The organism is Nonomuraea spiralis, assembly GCF_014648435.1.
GTDB lineage: Bacteria > Actinomycetota > Actinomycetes > Streptosporangiales > Streptosporangiaceae > Nonomuraea > Nonomuraea spiralis.
In genome coordinates, this window is record NZ_BMRC01000004.1 from 89,861 (window position 1) to 110,400 (window position 20,540).

Annotated in this window: 15 protein-coding genes; 6 read left to right on the plus strand and 9 right to left on the minus strand. The window is 71.3% G+C overall.

All coding sequences use genetic code 11. From position 1 onward, the window contains the following. Positions 1 to 2,493, minus strand: a complete 2,493-nt coding sequence (locus IEZ27_RS10625; RefSeq protein WP_189647048.1) for a serine/threonine-protein kinase — start codon at positions 2,491 to 2,493, stop codon at positions 1 to 3. 169 nt (positions 2,494 to 2,662) lie between these two features. Here IEZ27_RS10625 and IEZ27_RS10630 point away from each other — a divergent pair, with 169 nt between their 5' ends. After that, complete coding sequence (locus tag IEZ27_RS10630; protein ID WP_189647049.1) at positions 2,663 to 3,355, plus strand: hypothetical protein; 693 nt, start codon at positions 2,663 to 2,665, stop codon at positions 3,353 to 3,355. 8 nt (positions 3,356 to 3,363) lie between these two features. On the opposite strand, the gene IEZ27_RS10635 is transcribed toward IEZ27_RS10630, so the two are convergent. After that, complete coding sequence (locus IEZ27_RS10635) at positions 3,364 to 3,987, minus strand: response regulator (protein WP_189647050.1); 624 nt, start codon at positions 3,985 to 3,987, stop codon at positions 3,364 to 3,366. Further along, positions 3,984 to 5,102, minus strand: a complete 1,119-nt coding sequence (locus IEZ27_RS10640; protein ID WP_229823842.1) for a GAF domain-containing sensor histidine kinase — start codon at positions 5,100 to 5,102, stop codon at positions 3,984 to 3,986. Before IEZ27_RS10640 ends, IEZ27_RS10635 begins: the two co-directional genes overlap by 4 nt. Positions 5,103 to 5,201: 99 nt before the next feature. On the opposite strand from IEZ27_RS10640, the gene IEZ27_RS10645 reads away from it, so the two are divergent. The 4 genes from IEZ27_RS10645 to serB all read left to right on the plus strand — a co-directional run bounded on the left by IEZ27_RS10645 (position 5,202) and on the right by serB (position 8,833). Beyond that, complete coding sequence (locus IEZ27_RS10645; protein ID WP_189647051.1) at positions 5,202 to 5,858, plus strand: SDR family oxidoreductase; 657 nt, start codon at positions 5,202 to 5,204, stop codon at positions 5,856 to 5,858. Next, positions 5,855 to 6,865, plus strand: a complete 1,011-nt coding sequence (locus tag IEZ27_RS10650; protein WP_189647052.1) for an S-adenosylmethionine:tRNA ribosyltransferase-isomerase — start codon at positions 5,855 to 5,857, stop codon at positions 6,863 to 6,865. Before IEZ27_RS10645 ends, IEZ27_RS10650 begins: the two co-directional genes overlap by 4 nt. Before the next feature lie 95 nt (positions 6,866 to 6,960). Then, positions 6,961 to 7,536, plus strand: a complete 576-nt coding sequence (locus IEZ27_RS10655) for a DUF11 domain-containing protein (RefSeq protein WP_189647053.1) — start codon at positions 6,961 to 6,963, stop codon at positions 7,534 to 7,536. Between the two features lie 79 nt (positions 7,537 to 7,615). After that, complete coding sequence (gene serB, locus IEZ27_RS10660) at positions 7,616 to 8,833, plus strand: phosphoserine phosphatase SerB (protein WP_189647054.1); 1,218 nt, start codon at positions 7,616 to 7,618, stop codon at positions 8,831 to 8,833. On the opposite strand, the gene IEZ27_RS10665 is transcribed toward serB, so the two are convergent. From IEZ27_RS10665 to IEZ27_RS10685, 5 genes are all read right to left on the minus strand, one after another. Then, the gene (locus tag IEZ27_RS10665) at positions 8,823 to 10,859 is read right to left on the minus strand and encodes an FUSC family protein (protein ID WP_189647055.1); all 2,037 of its coding nucleotides are present in this window, start codon (positions 10,857 to 10,859) and stop codon (positions 8,823 to 8,825) included. The genes serB and IEZ27_RS10665 overlap by 11 nt on opposite strands. A gap of 15 nt (positions 10,860 to 10,874) precedes the next feature. Beyond that, positions 10,875 to 11,342 (minus strand): SixA phosphatase family protein, encoded by a 468-nt coding sequence (locus IEZ27_RS10670; protein ID WP_229823844.1) that lies wholly within the window; start codon positions 11,340 to 11,342, stop codon positions 10,875 to 10,877. Positions 11,343 to 11,561: 219 nt separating this feature from the next. Beyond that, entirely contained in the window at positions 11,562 to 13,877 is a 2,316-nt protein-coding gene (locus tag IEZ27_RS10675) for a sodium-translocating pyrophosphatase (RefSeq protein ID WP_229823847.1), read from the minus strand. A 1,218-nt stretch (positions 13,878 to 15,095) separates the two neighbouring features. Beyond that, entirely contained in the window at positions 15,096 to 15,521 is a 426-nt protein-coding gene (locus IEZ27_RS10680) for an ATP-binding protein (protein WP_125643997.1), read from the minus strand. Between the two features lies 1 nt (position 15,522). Beyond that, complete coding sequence (locus tag IEZ27_RS10685; RefSeq protein ID WP_043629845.1) at positions 15,523 to 15,873, minus strand: STAS domain-containing protein; 351 nt, start codon at positions 15,871 to 15,873, stop codon at positions 15,523 to 15,525. Positions 15,874 to 16,093: 220 nt separating this feature from the next. Between IEZ27_RS10685 and IEZ27_RS10690 the strand changes: the two genes are divergently transcribed. Further along, positions 16,094 to 18,484, plus strand: a complete 2,391-nt coding sequence (locus IEZ27_RS10690) for a DEAD/DEAH box helicase (protein WP_379478586.1) — start codon at positions 16,094 to 16,096, stop codon at positions 18,482 to 18,484. Here IEZ27_RS10690 and IEZ27_RS10695 read toward each other — a convergent pair. Further along, positions 18,481 to 20,475, minus strand: a complete 1,995-nt coding sequence (locus IEZ27_RS10695) for a hypothetical protein (RefSeq protein WP_189647056.1) — start codon at positions 20,473 to 20,475, stop codon at positions 18,481 to 18,483. The two genes, IEZ27_RS10690 and IEZ27_RS10695, sit on opposite strands and share 4 nt — an antisense overlap. Positions 20,476 to 20,540 lie beyond the last annotated feature (65 nt).

Consider the following 20,540-nt stretch of genomic DNA (forward strand, 5'->3'; position numbering starts at 1 on the left):
TCACTCCACCGGCTTCCAGACGCGGATGACCTTGTCCTTTCCGGCCGAGACGATGGCCGTCCCGCCGCCCAGGGGGACGATCCCGACCGCGTACACGCCGCGCTTGTGGGCCTTGACCGGTTTGCCCAGGGGCTTGTGGCTCTCCGGGTCCCAGAGGCGGATGGTGCCGTCGGTCGAGCCGGACAGCAGGACCGCGCGACCGTCCACCGTGCCGAAGGACAGGGAGTAGATGATGTTCTTGTGACCCGACAGGGGTGAGCCGACGGCCTTGCCGGTCTTCGGGTCCCAGATGCGGATCTTCCGATCCTTGCCGCCGGACGCGACAACGGTCCGGTCGCCGATCCTGCCGACCGCGACCGCGTACACGCCCTTCGAGTGCCCCTTGTACGCCTTCCCGTACGCCTTGTGCCGGGCCACGTCCCACATGCGCAGGGTGGAGTCCTCACTGGCCGAGACGACGATCGCGCGGTCACCGATGCGGGTGGCGTTGAGCCAGTTCACCGACCTGCTGTGGGCCTTGACGATCCTGCCGGTCGCCTTGCGCTTCTTCAGGTCCCAGAACCGCAGCCAGCCCTTGGCGTCCCCGGTCACGGCGATCCACTTGCCGCCCGCCTTCGTCAGCGCGACCGAGTAGACGGCGTCGCCGTGCCAGCCGAGCACCTTGCCCTTGTGGGTCTTGAGGTTCCACAGGCGCACGCTGCCGTCGTATCCGCCGGACACCGCCATGGGGGTCTTGCCGACCATGACGGCGGCCACGGCGTACACCTCCTCGCTGTGGCCCTTCATGGTGGCCAGCGGCTTGTGCTTGCCGAGGTCCCACAGGCGTACGCGGCCGTCCTGGCCGCCGGAGACCAGCCAGGTCCGGCCGTCGCCCATGGGCAGGGCCGAGATCGTCTGGACGCCCTTGGCGTGGCCCTTGAGCGACTTGCCGTCCTGCTTGCCGAGCGCGGTGACGGTCCGCACCGGCGGGACCGTCTGCGTGGGCGTGGGGGTGACCGTGGGCGTGGGGGTGGGGGTCGGCGTGGGGGTCGGGGCGATCGACGAGGTCGCCTCGGCCACGTTCCGGCTCGGCGGGGGCTCGGCGGCGAACATCTTCGGGCCCAGGAACAACACGCCGCCCGCCAGCGCGAGTGCCGCGACGAGCGTGCCGGACACCATGATCGCGCGTCTGCGCCTGGCCCTGGCCTCGTCGGGCCGCTCGACGGCGGGGGCGTGCCTGAAGAACGCGTCGTTGCCGTTGCCGGGGGCGGCGGGCGGCGGGCCCATGGGGTAGGGCGGCGGCAACTGCCGATGCGGCGCGTAGGGCGCGGCGGGGGGTTGCCGCACGTACCGCGTGGGCCCCTCCGGCGCGTGCTGCCCGGCCTGCGACGGCCGTACGTCCGGCGAAGGCGCCCGGAAGCCCCCGGCCGGCGGGCGCGGGGCGGACGGCGGGACGGGCGGCGGCGGGGCGTAGGAGACGCCCGAGGGATTGGCCCATCCGGTCGGCGGCCGGGCGGCCTGCGGCGTCCCGCCCTCGGGCCCGTCACCGGCGGCGGAGCCGAGAGGCGCGGGGCCGGGGCCCGGCGGCCTGGGAGCGGGACGGTCAGGCCCGGGAGCAGGACGGTCAGGGGCGGGAACGGGGTGGTCGGCGGCGAGCTGGGAGCCGGTGTTGAGTGCGACCTCGTCGTCCAGCTCGGACCCGGCCCCCTGGTTCTCCAGCAGCGCGAACAGCGCCTGCGCCGCCGTCGGCCGCTCCTCGGCCCGCTTGCTCAGGCACGACTGCACCAGCGGCCGCAGCTCGTCGGGCAGCGCCGACAGGTCCGGCTCCTCGTTCATCACCCGGTAGATGACCGCAGGCAGACTGTCCTGGCCGAACGCGGGCCGGCCGGTGGCGGCGTACAACATGGTGAGCGCCCAGCTGAACATGTCGCTGGGCGGCCCCACGCGCTCGGCCGAGATCTGCTCCGGCGACATGTACGCCGGCGTCCCCACCACCCCGCTGCTGATCGTCATCGCCGAGTCCAGCGCCCTGGCGATGCCGAAGTCGATCACCCGCGGCCCGTCGTTCCCCAGCAGCACGTTGCTCGGCTTGAAGTCCCTGTGGACGATCCCGGCCCGGTGGATGGCGGCCAGCGCGGTGACCGTGCCGACGGCCAGCCGGTACAGCGCCCCGCCCTGCCGCGGCCCCTCCCGCTGCACGACGACCTGGAGCGACACCCCGTCGACCAGCTCGCTCACGATGTACGGCTGCTCGCCGTCCATGTTCGCCCCCAGCACCTGCGCGGTGCAGAACTGGGCGACCCGGCGCGCGGCGGCCACCTCGCGCAGGAAACGTTCCCCGTCGAGCCCCGGCTTGTCGAGCAGCGTGTTCAGCAGCTTGATCGCGACGAGCCGCCCGTCGGGCCCCTCCGCCTTGAAGACGATCCCCTGGGCCCCCTTGCCGAGGCGCTCCAGCAGCCGGTACGCGCCCAGTGACCGCGGGTCACCGGGCTGTAATGGGTGCGTCTCAGGCACCTGTCCTCCCCTTGCGCCAAGACCCCCGATCGCAAGCGTGATGAGCCCGTGCGAACACGCGCAAGCCACCCCAAGTCACGAAAGATCAACGTTCTTTGCGAAAAATTTGCCCTACGCAATAATCACGGAGAAGATCGGGGATTTCCAGCACCGTACGGGGAGCCGTCTCATGCGCAAGAGCTTCAGCCTGTTCTTAGTCGGCGGTCTGGCCGCAGTGCCCTTGGTGGCCCCGGCCCAGGCGAACGCCACCACGACCACCGCCGCGACCACCGCCGCGACCACGGCCGCGACCACCTCCGCGGTGACGACGCGGGCCGTCGCGACGCAGGCCAAGCCGTTCTCAAGCTTCAAGATCTCGGTCAAGTACAACAATCGCACCCGGCGCGGCGGGAAGATCACGTACTACCTCAAGGCGAAGAACCTGGGGCCGTACTACGCCGACTATTACTGGATCGGCGGCCAGGTGCCGAAGGGCACCGTGCCGACGCTGCGCTGGGGGGCGCCGAAGGGCACGAAGTGCACCTGGGAGGGCCGCTGGTTCTGGTGCTGGGGCAAGTACGTCCTGCAGAAGGGCAAGACCGACTGGCTCAACTTCCAGGTCACCATGAAGAAGGGCACCAAGGGCGTGGCCGTCGCCAAGCTCGGCGTCATCGCGTACGACGTCGACCAGGGCATGGAGAACATCGACAAGGAAGAGCTCAAGCGCCTCGGCATCAAGGGCTACTACTGGCTCAAGACCGCCAAGACGACGATCGTGACCCCGCCGCGCAAGCCCACCAAGCGCTGGACGCCGCCGCCGCCCGTCAAGGAGTACAACCCGCCGGCCAGCCACGAGGAGTCGAACAAGAAGAAGGACACCTGATCGGCTGATCAGGCCAGGCCGTGCCGTACGGCGTACAGCGCGGCCTGGGTCCGGTCCTGGACGCCCAGCTTCATCAGCACGTTCGAGACGTGGGTCTTGACCGTCTTCTCCGCGACGGCGAGGCTGCGCGCGATCTCCCTGTTGGACCGCCCGGCCGCGATCAGCGCGAGCACCTCGCGCTCGCGCTCGGTCAGCGGCGCCGGCCCCGGCACGACGCCCGCCGGCGCCGGGGCGGACAACATCGCCTCGGCCGCCTCCGGCGCGAGCAGCACCTGGCCGTTGTGCACCGCGCGCACGGCCTGGACCAGCGCGGACGGGTCGACGTCCTTGTAGAGGAACCCCGAGGCGCCCGCCCGCATCGCCGGGCCGACGTCGGAGCGGTCGCTCACCGACGTCAGGACGACCACCCGCGTGGCCGCCCCCGTCAGGCGCTCCAGCGCGCCGAGCCCGTCGAGCACCGGCATCTTCAGGTCGAGCAGCAGCACGTCGGGCGTCAGCTCGCCGACCAGCTCGACCGCCTGCGCGCCGTCGGCCGCCTCGCCGACGACCGTGATGTCGTCCTGAAGATCGAGGAACGTCCGCAGGCCCTGCCGGACCACCGGATGGTCGTCGGCGATCAGCACCCGGATCACAGGCCCACCTCCACACGTACGGTGGTCCCCTGGCCGGGCGCCGAGGAGACCGTCATGACACCGCCGACCGACTCCGCCCGGTCCCGCATCGACACCAGGCCGAGGCCGCGCGACTCGCCCTGCTCGAAGCCGTCGCCGTCGTCGTGGACGGTCAGCGCCAGCCGTCCGCCCTCGAAGACCAGGCGTACGGAGACCCGCTCGGCCCCCGAGTGGCGCAGCGCGTTGTGCAACGCCTCCTGGGCCACCCGCAACACGGCCACCTCCACGGCCGAGTCGAGCGGCGGCAGCTCGTCGCACTCGAACGTGACCAGCGAGGGATGCAGCCGGTCGAGCATGCGTACGTGCTTGCGCAGCGTCTCGGCGAGCCCGTGGTGGTCGAGCTCGGCCGGGCGCAGCTCGACGATCACCGCACGCAGCTCCGACAGCGCCTCCCCGGCCAGGCGCTGGACGCGCTCCAGCTCGGCGCGCGCCTTCTCGGGCGCCTTGTCCAGCATGGTGGCGGCGGCCTCGGCGGTCAGCCGGAGCGAGAACAACTTCTGGGTCACCGCGTCGTGCAGCTCGCGGGCCACCCGGTTGCGCTCTTCGAGCATGGCCAGCTCGCGCCCGCGCTCGTAGAGCCTGGCGTTGGTGAGGGCGATGGCGGCGTGCGCGGCGAACAGCGTCAGCAGGTCCTGGTCCTCCTGCGTGAACCCGCCGGGCGTGCGCTTGTTGGCCAGGAAGATGATGCCGATCACCTGGTCGGCGTCGCGGATCGGGACGCCGAGGAAGTCCTTCATCACCGGGTGGGCCTTCGGCCACCACTCGAACCGCGGGTCCTCCCGCAGGTCGGGCAGGCGGGCCGGGGTGCCCTCGCGCAACATCGCGCCGAGCATGCCGTGCTGCCTGGGCAGCGGGCCGATGGCGTCCCACTGCTTGTCGGTGATGCCCTCGGCGACGAACTCGGCGAACGAGCCGTCGTCGGCGGGCACGCCCAGGGCGGCGTAGCGGGCGTCGAGGAGGCGTTGCGCCGACCGTACGATGACCTGGAGCACCTCGCGCACCGACAGGTGGCGGGTGACCGCGAGCACGGCGGAGCTCACCGCCTGAAGGATCTCGTCTCGGTCCGGAGAGCTCACGGACCCACTCTAGGGTCCCGGTCCTAGGACGATGTGCCCAGGCCGGAGCGGGCCCTGCGCCCGATGCCCGCGCGGCGCGGCGATCCTAGCGTCGATGTCATGACGAACACCGCTCTCATCACCGGCGCCTCCCGCGGCCTCGGCCTCGCTCTGGCGAGGTCCCTGGCGGAGGCGGGCTGGAACCTCGTGCTCACCGCCCGCGGCGCGCAGGAACTGCGGCAGGCCGCGGACGAGTTGGGCGCCACCGCGATCCCCGGCGACGTGACCGACCCCGAGCACGTCGCCCGGCTGGCACAGGCCGTGCCCGAGCTGGACCTCCTGGTCAACAACGCGAGCGATCTCGGGGTGACGCCGCTGCCGCCGCTGGCGGGCTACCCGCTGGAGGCGTTCAGGGTCCTGCTGGAGACGAACGTGACCGCGCCGCTCGCGCTGGTCCAGGCCACGCTGCCCGCACTGCGCGCGGCCGGCGGGGCGGTGGTCAACATCACCTCCGACGCCGCGACCGGCGCGTACGAGGGCTGGGGCGGCTACGGCGCGACCAAGGCCGCCCTGGAGCAGCTCTCGAACGTGTTGTCCGCCGAGGAGCCCGCCGTACGGGTCTGGTGGGCCGATCCGGGCGAGATGAACACCCGCATGCTCGCCGACGCCGTCGGGGCCGAGGAGGCGTCGTCGGCGGCCGATCCCGCCAAGGTGGCCGCGGCCCTGCGTGACCTGGTCAGGTCCCGGCCGGCCAGCGGGAAGGTGAGTCTGCAATGACGGCGCTGCTGGACTTCGCGCTGCCCGCCGACCTGTCGGCCCACGAACCGCCGGAGGCGCGGGGGCTGGCCAGGGACGCGGTGCGCCTGATGGTCTCGCGGGGCGCGGCCGAGCCCGCCCACCACCGGTTCGGCGATCTGCCGGGCCTGCTCGACCCCGGCGACCTGATCGTGGTCAACAACTCCGCGACGCTGCCCGCGGCCGTCCGGCTCGACCGGCTCGCGGTGCACTTCTCGACCGCCCGCGAGGACGGCACCTGGCTGGTCGAGCTGCGCCGCAGGACCGCCAAGGCGTCCGAGCCCTACGGGGGCGGCGAGCCGGGCGAATGGCTGCCGTTGCCGGGCCGGGCCACCCTGCGGCTGATCGAGCGGGAGACGCCGCGGTTGTGGCGGGCCCGGCTCGACCGGGACGTGGTGCCGTACCTGCGCGCGCACGGCCGGCCGATCCGCTACTCGTACGTGCCGGCCGACTGGCCCATCGACGCCTATCAGACCGTGTTCGCCACCGTGCCCGGCAGTGCGGAGATGCCGAGCGCGGCCCGGCCGTTCACCCCGGAGCTGGTCACCGCGCTGGTCTCGCGGGGCGTGGCGATCGCGCCGATCACGCTGCACACCGGCGTGGCCTCGCCGGAGAAGGACGAGCCGCCCTACGCCGAACGCTACGACGTGCCCGCCGCCACCGCCCGCCTGGTGAACCTGGCCAGGGAGAACGGCAACCGGGTCATCGCCGCCGGCACGACCGTCGTACGCGCCCTGGAGACCGCGGTCGCCCCGGACGGCCAGGTCACAGCGTCGACCGGCTGGACCTCGCACGTCGTCACCCCGGCCGCCGGCGTACGGGCCGTGACCGGGCTCATCACCGGTTTGCACGAACCGCGTTCCAGTCATCTGCTCATGCTGACGGCCCTCGCCGGCGAGAAAGCGCTGGGACGCGCGTACGAAGAGGCGCTGCGGAAGGGATATCTGTGGCACGAGTTTGGCGACACGCACTTGATTCTGGATAAATAAGCTTTACACGGATTTTGCCCTCGTGATAGGAACAGCCGATATTTACGGGGGCTTGTTCGTGTACGTCCCCGTGCCACTTCCTCATCGGAGACGTAATGCGCAACTCCCTCACCAAGGTCGCCTCGCTGGCTTTGCTGGCCGGTGCATTGATTGTTCCGGCGGTGCCCGCCTCCGCCACGACGACGACCGCCGCCCACACGGCCAAGGTCGCCGACGACCCGTTCGCGGTCTTCAAGATCAATCTGAAGGCGTCCAAGACGGCCAAGGCCGGTGGACACATCAAGTACAGCCTCACGGCGACCAACACGGGCCCCTACTCCGCGGACGCCTGGTTCGTGGGCGGCCAGTTCCCGAAGGGCGTGGACCTCAGGAAGATCCGCTACAGCGCCCCCAAGGGCACCATCTGCGCCCTCGACGGCCGCGCCCTGTACTGCAGCGTGCCCTACGTCCTGGAGAAGGACGACTGGGTCCGTCTCGTGTTCGACGCGAAGCTGAAGAAGAACGCCAAGGGCGCGCAGAAGGCGACCCTCGGCGTGATCACCTACGACGTCCAGCAGGGCATGTGGGACCAGGAGAAGGGCACGTGGTCGCTGGCGCAGGAGGAGCTTGAGCGCCTCGGCATCCCCGAGCACGGCTACGCCAAGTCCGCGACGACCCGGATCGTCCGCTAGCCCGCAGGCCGCTGCGCCCGTGTCCGAATGGCGAGCCTGCTGCGCGGGCACCGGACCGGGCGCAGTACCGTGGCTGGATGTGGACCAGCGCACCCTCCTGATCACTCTGACCGGCCCCGACCGGCCCGGTGTCACCTCCAGGCTCTTCTCCGTGCTGTCCGGGTTCCCGGTGACGGTCGCGGACATCGAGCAGGTCGTCATCCGAGGCAGGCTCACGCTCGGCGTGCTCGTCGCGTACGCCGGCGGCCCTTCCACCGGCACGGGCACCACCCTCGGCGCGATGTGGACCGCCGTCGAACGCGTGGCCGAAGACCTCGGCATGGAGGTCGAGCTCTCGACCGGCTCCCAGGCCAAGGAACAGCGCCGCCGCGGCCGCCTGTCGGTCAGCGTTCTGGGCGCCACCCTCCAGCCCGCCGCCATCGCGGGCATCGCCGGCCGCATCGCCGCCGCCGGCGCCAACATCGACCGCATCGAACGCCTCGCCCAGTGGCCCGTCACCTGCATCGAGCTGTCCGTCTCCGGCGCCAATCCGACCGCCCTGCGCGTCGAGCTGGCCGCCGAGGCCGCCGCCCAGGAGGTCGACGTCGCCGTCCAGCGCACCGGCCTGTCGCGCCGGGCCAAGCGGCTCATCGTCATGGACGTCGACTCCACCCTGATCCAGGGCGAGGTCATCGAGCTGCTGGCCGCGCACGCCGGCTGCCTCGACGAGGTGGCCACGGTCACCGAGCAGGCCATGCGCGGCGAGCTCGACTTCGCCGAGTCGCTGCGCCGCCGGGTGGCCCTCCTCGAAGGGCTGCCCGCCGAGGTCTTCGAGCAGGTACGCCAGGAGGTCGTCCTCACCCCCGGCGCCCGCACCCTCGTCCGTACGCTCAAGCGGCTCGACTACCGCTTCGCCATCGTCAGCGGCGGCTTCACCCAGATCACCGACACCCTGGTCGAGGAGCTCGGCATCGACTACTCGGCGGCCAACGTGCTGGAGGTCATCGACGGCAAGCTGACCGGCCGCGTCGTCGGCGAGATCGTCGACCGGCCGGGCAAGGCCCGCGCGCTGGAGCGGTTCGCCAAGGAGGCCAGGCTGCCCATCTCCCAGACGGTGGCCATCGGCGACGGCGCCAACGACCTCGACATGATCGCCGCGGCCGGGCTCGGCATCGCCTTCAACGCCAAGCCGGTCGTCCGGCAGGCCGCCGACACCGCGGTCAACACGCCCTACCTCGACTCGATCCTCTACCTGCTGGGCATCTCCAGGGACGAGGTCGAGGCCGCCGACGCCGAGGACGGCGTCCTCACGTCCTGAACCGCGCGGTGACCTGGGCGGCCAGGTCGAGTGCGTCCTTGCAGAGCGACCGGAGCGCCGGGTGGGCGGTCACCGCGTGCCGCAGCCTCCGGCGTACCGCCGTGCCCTCGCCCGCCGCCGCCTCCTCCATCAGCGAGCTGACCTCCCGCGCCACCCCGTCCAGCTCCGACTCGAACGCGTCGGCCTCGGGCGGCCGCTCCCCCTCCCGTACGGCCTGCCCCACGGCGGCCAGCCGGTCGGCCACCGCGTCGAGCACGGCCACCGTGGCGTCCGAACCCGGCTCGGCACCGCGCATCACGGCGCCGAGCAGGATCGTGTCGTCCCTGAGCTTCCTGGCCGACGTCACCGCGGCACGCAGCTCGTCCGGCGCGCGGCCGCCCGGCTCCTTGTCCAGCTTGTCCAGCGACTGGCCCAGCCGCTGGGCCGCCGTCCGGGCCGACTCCGTACGGTCCGGCAGCCGGTCCAGGTCGCGTTCGGCGAGCGTACGGATGAGGTCGGCGTGCTCGCGCAGCAGCTCGGCGGCCAGGCCGCGCAGCCGTCCCGCCTGGCCACGCGGCCACAGCAGCCGCACCGCCACCAGCGCCAGCACGCCGCCGCCCACGGTGAGCGCCAGCCTGATCCCCGCCGCCTCCCAGTAGAGCCGGGTCGAGAAGTCGGTGAGCATCATGGCCAGCGGCGTCGCGAAGATCGACCAGTAGCCGTAGCTCACCTCGCGCAGCGCGAACCCGAGCGTGGCGAAGACCAGCACTGTCCCCACGATCGTGTACGGCCCCGGCACCGCCGCCAGGATCAGCGCCGCCCCCGCCGCCCCCAGCACGGTGCCCGCCACCCGCAGCACCACCCGCTCGACCGTGTCCCCGTACGTGGGCCGCACCGCCAGCAGCACGGTGAACACGAACCATTTGCCGTACTGCTCGTGCACCCCCAGCATCAGCGCCATCGCCACGGCGGTGGCGAGCCCGAGCCGGCCGGCGTGCTCGGGCCCGGCGCCCTTCGGCGGCGGCTTCCACCGCAGCCGCGGCAACAACCGCGGGCCCGCCGGAGGAACGTGCTCGGCGGACAGCAGGCCCACCGTGCGCACCCCGACCGCGATCCGGTCGAGACAGCGCCGGGCCTGCCCGAGCACCGCGCCGCTGCGCAGCGCCGCGAGGCCGTCGCCCGGCTCGCGCGCATCGAGGCGTTCGGCGTAGTCGGCGGTGACGGCCAGTGCCTCCACCACCCCGGCCCGGTGCCCGGCCGCGGCCACGCGCAGGTCCGCGGCCAGCGTCACGGCCACCTCGTCGATCCCGTCCTGCTCGTCCGGGGCCGCGGCGCGCAGGCCGCGCAGCGCCACCGTCTCGTGGAAGATCCGGACCAGTGCCTGCACGTACGCGTCGGAGGAACCGCCGGTCGCGTCCGTGCTCCCGAACGCCGCCGAGGCCGTGGCGGCGGCGCCCAGGGCCTTCGACGCGCGTTCCCTGCGGCCGGCCCAGTCGTCGCCGGCCGGCCCGTCGAGCAGCGCGGCCGTGGCGTGGACGGCCTCGTCGAGCGCGGTGGCGAGCGGGTCGAACCGGCGCAGCGGCCACAGGGACAGGGCGATCACGGCGTACAGGAGGCCGCCGAGGACCATCAGCTCGGGCGGCCCGAAACTCGCGGGAACCGCCAGGTAGAAGCCGGTGACCAGGGCGAACGCGGGCGGCGTGCCCACGGCACGCCACCGGCCGCCCGCCGCGGCGACCAGCCCCACGGCCAGTACGGCCAACCAGGGCCGGTACGCCAGGAACAGGCCCAGCCAGCACCCGGCGGCGATGAGCACGATCTTGACCGCCATGAACCTGGCCCGCGACGCGTACGGCTGCCCGTACGTGTCCCCGAACGCCGTCAGGTACGCCCCCAGAGCCAGGAACGCGCCCGACTGCGGCCGGCCCGCCAGCACCCCGGCCAGCAGCGGCCCGGCCACCGCGAACCCGCACAGCAGCCCGTAGCCCCAGGGTGGCCGGGCGGGCAGCGAGAAGCCGTCACGCAGCGCTCTGGCGGCCCCCCGCATAGGCGTCGTCCCCGGTCAGTGCTCCTTGGGATCCCAGTGCGCGACCAGGCGTCCCTCTCCCGGCCACAGGTCTACCCACGCGGCCTCCACCTGGATCACCGCGTACGCCCCCGGCCGGAACCCGTAGTCGCCGCCGCCCAGCTCCAGGGCCAGTTCGTGCACTGCGGGATTGTGCCCGCACAACACGACCGTGCTCAGCTCCGGATCGGTCCTGCGGAGCAGTTCGAGCAGTTCATCCGGATACGCCTGGTAGATGTCGCGTTCGTAGCTGATCTCCGTACCGGGGAAGGCCAGCTCGGCGGTACGCCTGGTCCGCAGCGCCGGGGAGCAGAGCACCACGTCGGGACTCAGCCCGGCCGCCCTGATCTCGTCGCCGGCCCGCGCGGCGTCCCGTTCGCCGCGGTCGGTCAGCGGACGTTCGTGATCGGCCAGGCCGGGCACCTGCGCGGCCTTGGCATGGCGGAGCAGTATCAGGGTGCGCATCGCCTCATCCCCTCGACGCCCAGATCCCGAGCCCCACGATCACGCCCAGGATGACCAGCATCGCCAGCAGAATGAGGCCCAGCGTCTTCCCACCCGAGGGCCGGTTGTCGTCTTCCACCCGCCCAGTTTCCCACCACCACCCCGCCCTCCCACCTCCGCCCGCCCCCGGACACGAAGACGCCCGCCCCTGGCCGGGGCGGGCGTCTCGCGGAGCGCTCGTTACGACGCCACGGGCTCGTGCTCGCGGTCGTTGTTGCTGGCGGGCTCGCTGGTCACCGACCTCCGCTTGGAGACGACGATGGCCACGACCACGACCGCGACGGCCAGCACCGTGATGCCGATCCGCAGGGTCGCGTTGCCCGCGTACATGACGACGGCCGGGGCGACCAGCAGCGCCACCAGGTTCATCACCTTGATCAGCGGGTTGATGGCCGGCCCCGCGGTGTCCTTGAACGGGTCGCCGACCGTGTCGCCGATGACCGTCGCCGCGTGCGCCTCGGAGCCCTTGCCGCCGTAGTGGCCGTCCTCGACCAGCTTCTTGGCGTTGTCCCATGCGCCACCGGAGTTGGCCAGGAAGACGGCCATCAGGGTGCCGCAGGCGATCGCGCCGGCCAGGAAGGCGCCCAGCGGCGCGTAGCCGAGCGCGAACCCGACCGCGATCGGGGTCATCACCGCCAGCAGGCCGGGCGTGGCCAGCTCGCGGAGCGAGTCGCGGGTGCAGATGTCCACGACGCGGCCGTACTCGGGCTTCTCGGTGCCGTCCATGATGCCCGGCTTGTTGCGGAACTGGTCGCGTACCTCGAAGACCACCCGCATGGCCGCGCGCCCGACCGCCGAGATCGCGAGGCCGGAGAACAGGAACACCACCGCCGCGCCGATGATCAGGCCGACGAGGACGTTGGGCTGGTCGATGCCGAGGCTGAAGGTGGAGAAGACGCCCAGCGCCGCCTTGATGTCCGGCCCGGCCTTGGAGAGCTGGTCCTCCACCGCCGTCCGGAACGCGCCGAACAGCGCCGTGGCCGCGAGCACGGCCGTGGCGATGGCGATGCCCTTGGTGATGGCCTTGGTGGTGTTGCCGACGGCGTCGAGACTGGTCAGCACCCGCGCGCCCTCGCCCTCGACGTCGCCCGACATCTCGGCGATGCCCTGGGCGTTGTCGGAGACCGGGCCGAAGGTGTCCATGGAGACGATGACGCCGACCGTGGTCAGCAGGCCGGTGCCGGCCAGGGCCACCGCGAACAGCGCGATCGTCACGTTCCCGAACCCGAGCAGGAACGCGCCGTAGACCGCGCCACCGATGATCAGCGCCGAGTAGACGGCCGATTCGAGGCCGACGCTGATGCCGGCCAGGATGACGGTCGCCGGGCCGGTCGCCGAGCTCTCGCCGATCTCGCGCACCGGGCGGCGGTTGGTCTCGGTGAAGTAGCCGGTCAGCAACTGGATCGCGCTGGCCAGCACCAGGCCGATGAGCACCGCGCCCACCGCGATCAGGCGCGGGTCGGCGTCGGAGCTGACCGTCGAGCCCGACAGTCCGCTGAAGCTGCTCGGCAGGTACCAGAAGGCCGCCCCGGCGACCAGTACCGCGGAGATCCCGGCCGAGATGAAGAAGCTGCGGTTGATCGCCGACATGCCGTTGCGGTCGCGGTCGCGCAGCCCGGTGACGAAGATGCCGATGATCGCGGTGAGCACGCCGATCATGGGCACGATCAGCGGGAAGATCAGCCCCTGCTCGCCGAAGGCCACCTTGCCCAGGATGAGGCTGGCGACCAGCATGACCGCGTACGACTCGAACAGGTCGGCCGCCATGCCCGCGCAGTCGCCGACGTTGTCGCCCACGTTGTCGGCGATCGTCGCGGCGTTGCGCGGGTCGTCCTCGGGGATGCCCTGCTCGACCTTGCCCACCAGGTCGGCGCCGACGTCGGCGGCCTTGGTGAAGATGCCGCCGCCGACTCGCATGAACATCGCCAGCAGCGCCGCCCCGAACCCGAACCCTTCGAGTACGTGCGGCGCCTCGCCCTGGTAGATGAAGACGACCACGGCCGCACCGAACAGCCCGAGGCCGACGGTGAACATGCCGGCGACGCCGCCGGTGCGGAACGCGACGCGCATGGCGCGCTTCTCGCCCGCCTCGTTGGCCGCGGCGGCGACGCGTACGTTGCCGCGTACCGCCAGCCACATGCCCATGAAACCGGTCAATGCGGAGAACACCGCACCGACCACGAAGAAGATCGAGCGACCGACGACGACGTCTGTTTCGCCCGGTAGCAAAAGCAACAGGAAGGGAATGACGACCACGAAGATCGCCAATGTGCGGAATTGGCGCGCGAGATAGGCGGCTGCGCCTTCTTGTACGGCTCGCGCGATGTTCTGCATGCGTTCGGTGCCCTGGCCGGCGGACAGCACCTCGCGTACGAGGCCGCCGGCGACGGCTAGCGCGATCAGCGCGACCGCGGCGACCACGATCACGATGGTGAGGTTGTTACCGCTCAGGGACAGATTGGGCGCTGGCTCCAATGCCAGCATGTGCCTGCTCATCGTTCTCCTCGGCAAGACCGGTCGTCTGCCCGAACGGTGCTGCGGATCTCTCGGCGGGCGGTGCGGCACCATCCGGGTTGTGGGTGCCGCTTCCGGTTGAATCCGCGGTTCCGCCGGATCACCTTGGCCGGTGCCGGGAGTCTACGCAGGCACTGAACGGATATGAAGGCTCTCGGGGCGGCTATTTGCGGGGGCGTCCAGTAATCCCCTGACAGCAGGCCGGTTTGGGATCTGACAGGCGAAATTTCCTCGCGTTTACGGGCATGACAAGCCCACAAATCGGACCGACCGAAACCAACTTTTAATCCCGCACGACACGCCGCCCCGAGCCCCGCCCCGGGCCCCAACCCTGGCCCTGCCCCCGGGCCCACCACCCCAGGGTCCAGCTCCGGCCTCGCCACAGCCCACCGCCGAAGCCCTGTGGGCCCCCTACCTCCCGGCCCCTCCGGGAGCCCCTGCGTGGAGCCGCCCCTCAAGCCGCAACTTCAGGACCCGCCGCGCCACCGCTCCGATGCCCCGCCTGCAATCGCACCCGGCACACCAACCCCTACGCCCCACCGGGCAACCCCGACCTTCCGGCCCCCTGCCGCCTACGGCCCTTCAGAGCGCGCATCCGCAGCCCTTCCCGCAAGGGCAAGGACGCAGTTGCACGGCCCTTCCAGGGGGCATCCGCCACCCCGCCGCACGTCCAGGACCGCCACCCCAGGACCGTCCCCTAGGACCGCCACATCCCCAGGACCGCGCGCCAGCGGGCCGCTCGCCGTCAGCCGTCCATCCCCCGCTCATCCACAGCCTGTGGACAACACCTGGGGGTCACCTTTCACAGGCGCCGGCATCATCACCAGGGCAAGCGAGACACCGCACCCCACAACCGACACCCCGCCATGGAACACACCTACGCCCCCGGAACACCAAAGTTCGGAGCCTGCGCGCGCGTCAACAGCCCACAACACCCCGACGCCGCCTCGACGGTCAGGAATCCGGTACGACGCCGACGCCGTAACCCCGGACGATCGCGCCCAACCTCCGCCACGCGCGCCCCAAAGGCCACACAAACCTCAAGGCACGCGAAAAGCAAGACCCGGCCCGCCCTGACAGAGACGAAGGCATGCCACAACCCAGGCACACCCTCATCCCCATCTCAAAGAAGCCGACCACAACCAGAACACCCTGGAACGGCCCCTCAAAGAGTGAGGGACCGATCCAAGAGCAGTCCGATCAGGAGACCGCCGCGTTCGAGGCGGGCCAGCTCATCCGGATGTTCGTCCCCTTGGGGCTGGGGAAGACCTCGACGTCATCGGCCAGGCCCGAGATGACGGCGATGCCGAAGCCTGACATGAACGAGTCAGAGAGCATGCCCAAGTCGAGCGGCTGCTCCTGCTTGATCTCGTCGCTGGGGGCCAGATCGCTGACCGTGACCTCGAAACGTCCGGAGTCGTCACGTAGCTCGATGCGGATGGGCTCGCCCGGGCAGTGAAGTCGATGCGCCTCGACCGCCCGGGAGCATGCCTCACCCACGGCGAGCCTGACTTCGTCCAGCAGCGATTCCTCCACGCCGGTACGACGGGCGATCGCCGTGGCCACGAGCCGGGCGGTCCGCACATGCGCGGGGAGGGCGCTGAACGTCAGCTCGACGGTAGCCATGCTACTTGTCTTTGCCGTGAGCTTCCTTGGCCTCGTCGACGGAAGCGTAGATCCCGAAGACCTTGGTCAGACCAGTGATGCGGAAGATCTTGAGGATGCGCTCCTGGGTGCACACCAGCTCGAGCGAGCCGTCGTGCGCCCGGACCCTCTTGAGCCCGCCGACGAGCACTCCCAACCCCGTGGAGTCGAGGAAGTCGACCTTCTCCATGTTCACCAGAAGGTGGAAGTTGCCCTTGTTCACCAGGTCGATGAGGAGCTCACGCAATCTCGGCGCCGTGTAGACATCGATCTCACCCTCGACCTCCACGATGGTGAGTCGGTCTTCGGTGCGGTGATCCAACTTCAGATCCACAGATCCTCCAGCGCCTCGCCTGCGAAAGTACTCTTGCGGGCCTGGCAATCTGGAGCGTGGCCCCAGACTGTCCGACCCTGACGCGCGGCATTCAACCACGCGTCCGGCTTGTGTCTATACGAAATCACGATTCCCGGCGACTTTGCCCATCGATGCAAGACTGGAAACAGTGACTTCCTCGGCATCCTCCCCACAACAGGCAGGTCCACTCCTCGCCCACCTGCTCGGAGTTCCCGCACGTCACGAGCGTGTCACCCATGTGGAGCATGTTCCAGCACGTCAGGCGGGTCAGGTCCGCTGGCCCGAATGGGCTCCGGACGTGCTCGTTACGCGCTTGGCGAACCGCGGGGTTACAGGACTCTGGCCCCACCAGTACGAAGCCGCCGACCTGGCATTCCGTGGCCGAAACGTGATCATCAGCACGGGCACGGCATCCGGCAAGTCCCTGGCGTACCTGACTCCGGCGGTCGCTTCCTGCCTCGACGGCGGCACGGTCCTGTACCTGACGCCGACCAAGGCGCTGGCCGCCGACCAGCTCCGCGGGCTGCGCGAGTTGCGCATCACGCAGGTGCGCGCCGCCTGCTTCGACGGCGACACCCCCTTCGAGGAACGTACGTGGGTCCGCCAGCACGCCAACTACGTCCTGACCAATCCGGACATGCTCCACCGCGGCGTCCTGCCCCGCCACGCCCAATGGTCCTCGTTCTTCCGCCGGCTCCGCATGGTGGTCATCGACGAGTGCCACGGATACCGCGGCGTCTTCGGCTCGCACGTGGCCCAGATCCTGCGCCGCCTGCGCCGCGTCTGCGCCCGGTACGGCTCGCGCCCCACGTTCGTGCTCGCCTCGGCCACGGCGAGCGAGCCCGGCGTGTTCGCCATGAGGCTGACGGGGCTTGAGATGGCCGAGGTGACTACAGATACCTCTCCGAAGGGTTCCACAACCGTCGCCCTCTGGGAGCCGCCCCTGACGGATCTGCGGGGCGAGGGCGGGGCTCCTGTACGCCGCACGGCGACCGCGGAGGCGGCGGACCTCCTGGCGGATCTGGTCCTGGCGAACGTACGGACGCTCGCGTTCGTACGTTCGCGGCGCGGCGCGGAGACGGTCGCCCTGACCGCCCGCGCCAAGCTGGCCGACGTGGCCTTCTCCGTCTCCGCCCCCTGGCCACCGGACCAGGACCCGGCGATCGCCGAGGCCGCCGACCCGGAACCCGACACGTCGAGCCCACTCACCTGGGCCATCCCCGACCACGCCGAGGACCTGGCCACCCTCCCCGACAAGGTCGCCGCCTACCGCGCCGGCTACCTCGCCGAGGACCGCCGCCTCTTGGAGAAGGCCCTGCGCGCCGGCACCCTCATGGGCCTGGCCACCACGAACGCCCTCGAACTCGGCGTGGACGTCTCGGGCCTCGACGCCGTACTGATCGCCGGATGGCCGGGCACCCGCGCCTCCCTCTGGCAGCAGGCCGGCCGGGCGGGCCGCGACGGCCAGGACGCCCTCGCCGTGCTCATCGCCCGGGACGACCCCCTGGACACCTACCTGGTCCACCACCCGCAGGCCCTCTTCGGCCAGCCGGTGGAGGCGATCGTCCTCGACCCCGACAATCCGTACGTCCTGGGCCCCCATCTGTGTGCCGCGGCCGCCGAGATCCCGCTGACCGACGACGATCTGCCCGTCTTCGGCGCCACCACCCCGGACGTCCTGGAAGACCTGGTCGCCCGAAACCTCCTGCGACGCCGTCCGGCCGGCTGGTTCTGGACCCGGCGCGAACGCGCCACCGACCTCGCCGACATCAGAGGCGGCGGGGGCGCCCCGATCCAGGTCGTCGAGTCGTCGACCGGCCGCCTGCTCGGCAGCGTGGACGAGCCGTCCGCCCACACCACCGTCCACACCGGCGCGGTCTACCTCCACCAGGGCGAGACGTTCCTGGTGGAGGCCCTCGACCTGGACTCCGGAGTCGCGCTGGTCGAGGCCGCCACCCCCGACTATTCGACGTTCGCCCGCGACATCACGGACATCTCCATCCTCGGCACCCAGCGTTCCCGCCCGTTCGGCCCGGGAACGCTGCACTTCGGCGAGGTGGAGGTGACCCGGCAGGTGGTCTCGTACCTCAAAAGGCGCATGCAGTCAGGCGAGATGCTCGGCGACGAACCCCTCGACCTGCCACCCCGCACCCTCCGCACCCGCGCGGTCTGGTGGACCCTCCCCGCCTGCGCGCTGACCCCGCTCGCGGCGGCGGACATCGACCTCGGCGGCGCGGCCCACGCCGCCGAGCACGCCTCGATCGGCCTGCTCCCGCTGTTCGCCACCTGCGACCGCTGGGACATCGGCGGCGTCTCCACCGAACTGCACGCCGACACGGGCCTGCTCACCGTCTTCGTGTACGACGGCCACGAGGGCGGCGCGGGCTTCGCCGAACGCGGCTACGGCCGGGCCACCGACTGGCTGACGGCCACGCGCGAGGCGATCGCCTCCTGCGAGTGCGATCGCGGGTGCCCGTCCTGCATCCAGTCCCCGAAGTGCGGCAACGGGAACGAGCCCCTGCACAAACGCGGCGCACTCCAGCTCCTGGACATCCTCCTCGCCCCTGACCCGGCCCGCCCTCCGGACTAGCTGTCGCCCTTCTTCGGATGGCGGCCCGCAAAGGCACGCTCGCTGTCTTCTTCGTTGTCGTCGGGGGCCCAGAAGTCGTCCGCGCCGGGCTGGGGGCGTTCCCAGAAGCCGCTGTCCTCCATGGACCTGGGGGACGGGGGGAGGTAGTCGTCCCAGCGGTCCTCGATGCGGGTGGCGGGTGGGGCTGCGGGGGGCGCGGGCTGGGGGACGTCGGTGACGGCCGAGCTGGACAGGGTGATGCGTACGGGCTCCGGGCGGGCCTTCTGGGCCGCGCGCAGGTCGTGCACGTCTAAGTGCATCGGCAGAGCGGCCGGCACGTGCGCCGACGCCGCCCCCAGGGCTCTGGCCTCCGCCCCGGACTCCACCGCCGACCCGCCACACACACCCATTCCACCGGCCACCCTGTCGCTCACCGGCCCACTGCCCCTCCCGTCCGCCTGTCCGTCCGTCTGCGCGTCCGCTTGTCCACTTACCTGCCCATTCGTCTGCCCCGTCGCTTGTCCGGTCGCCTGCCCGTTCATCTGCGCGTTCGGCTGTCCGGTCGCCTGAGCGTTCGCCTGTCCGTTCATTTGCGCGTTCAACTGGGCGTTCGGCTGGGCGTTCGGCTGCGTGGGCTGGGGTGTTCTTGGCTGGTCCTGCGGGGGCTCCGGCATGCGGGTCCTGGCTACGGCGAGCACCACGGCCGGCCGACGGCGGGCCGTCCCACCAGTCGGAACGTTGCCCGCGCCCGACCGAACCGACGTGTCCCCACCGCTTCCCGTCGCCGCGGCTGCGGCGGCGGTGTGCGCCGCAGCGCGACTGCCTACGCCACCGCCACTGCCACCGCCACTGCCGCTGCCACTGGCCGCGGCGGCGAGGGCGCGTCGCCGTGCCCATGCCCCGGCCTGTGCGGCGAGCAGGAGCAGCAGCAGGCCGATCACGACGTAAATCCCGTACTGTCCGATGTCCCCCATCGGCGACTCGTCCGACTGCGCCTCGACCCCGCCGGCCCGGACCGGAACGGCTTCGGTGTCACCTTTCGCGCCCTTGTCCGTCCCGGACGCCCGGTGTCCGCCCGTCCCGCCGTCGTCCTCGGCCGTGCCGTCGGCGGTGGTCGGGATCGGAAGGTTGCCCTTGGTGTCCGCGTCGGGCAGCGAAGGCAGGGCGGAGGTCTTCCTGTGGCTCGCCGTCGGCTTGCGGGTGGGTACGGTCGTGGGCCTGACCTGCTTCTTTGCGGGCAGGGTCGGCAGCGCTTCGACGCCCTTCCTACCGTCCGTCTTCGGCGCCCGCCGCGTGTCGGTCTTCTGCTTCTTGGCCTGGGACGTGGCCGCCGCGGGAACCATGACATACGCGGCGCCCGATTTGCCGGACCCGACCGAACCGCCGTCCCCATCACCCCGGAACGCCTTGACCATGATGCCCACCCGCCGCCCCGCCGCCTTGGCGGGCACGGCCAGCACGGCCTTGCACGAGGAGCCCGAGCAGGCGCTGTCCGCGGGCAACCGGCCCACGACGCCGGACTGACTGGTGGAAACCTCGTAGGACTGCAGGTCAGGCTCCGAGCCCTTGCTCCAGGTCACCTCGATCTTGCCGGTGCCCTCCAGCCGCGCGTTCACGTTTCCTGGCGTCTCGGGGGGCCGCCGCAGTTTGAAGGTGGTGCTCGCGTACTTGGATCCGGTGATCTCGCCCTTGAGCGTCACGGTGAAGGTGCCGTTGGGCGCGCTGCCGGCGTCGAACGTACCGGAGATCGTCTCGTTCGCTCCGCCTCCGGCGACCCGCAGGCTCGGCGTGGACGGGCCGTCGACGTACAGACCCATCTTGAGCTGCATCAACCCGGTACGAGCGGAAACCGTGACGGACGACCCCGTGACCACCTGACCGTCGGAAGGCGAGGTGATCTCTCCGGCGGATTCGGCCTGCCGTGTCACCACGGCCGCCTGCGCCGACCCGCCGATCACGATCGAAGCCGCCACGACCGCCACAGCGGCCACCACCCTGCCAACCACCGTCACGACGCTTCCCTCCATAGAGAGCCTCGCGCCGCATGACCGTCCAGAGGGCGCTCACGCGACGACCG

Excerpts from the sequence above, each read along its gene's own strand:
- IEZ27_RS10630 (WP_189647049.1), top strand. The coding sequence starts at position 2,663 with ATGCGCAAGAGCTTCAGCCTGTTCTTAGTCGGCGGTCTGGCCGCAGTG.
- IEZ27_RS10645 (WP_189647051.1), top strand. The coding sequence starts at position 5,202 with ATGACGAACACCGCTCTCATCACCGGCGCCTCCCGCGGCCTCGGCCTC.
- IEZ27_RS10650 (WP_189647052.1), top strand. The coding sequence starts at position 5,855 with ATGACGGCGCTGCTGGACTTCGCGCTGCCCGCCGACCTGTCGGCCCAC.
- IEZ27_RS10655 (WP_189647053.1), top strand. The coding sequence starts at position 6,961 with ATGCGCAACTCCCTCACCAAGGTCGCCTCGCTGGCTTTGCTGGCCGGT.
- IEZ27_RS10665 (WP_189647055.1), bottom strand. The coding sequence starts at position 10,859 with ATGCGGGGGGCCGCCAGAGCGCTGCGTGACGGCTTCTCGCTGCCCGCC.
- IEZ27_RS10670 (WP_229823844.1), bottom strand. The coding sequence starts at position 11,342 with ATGCGCACCCTGATACTGCTCCGCCATGCCAAGGCCGCGCAGGTGCCC.
- IEZ27_RS10675 (WP_229823847.1), bottom strand. The coding sequence starts at position 13,877 with ATGAGCAGGCACATGCTGGCATTGGAGCCAGCGCCCAATCTGTCCCTG.
- IEZ27_RS10680 (WP_125643997.1), bottom strand. The coding sequence starts at position 15,521 with ATGGCTACCGTCGAGCTGACGTTCAGCGCCCTCCCCGCGCATGTGCGG.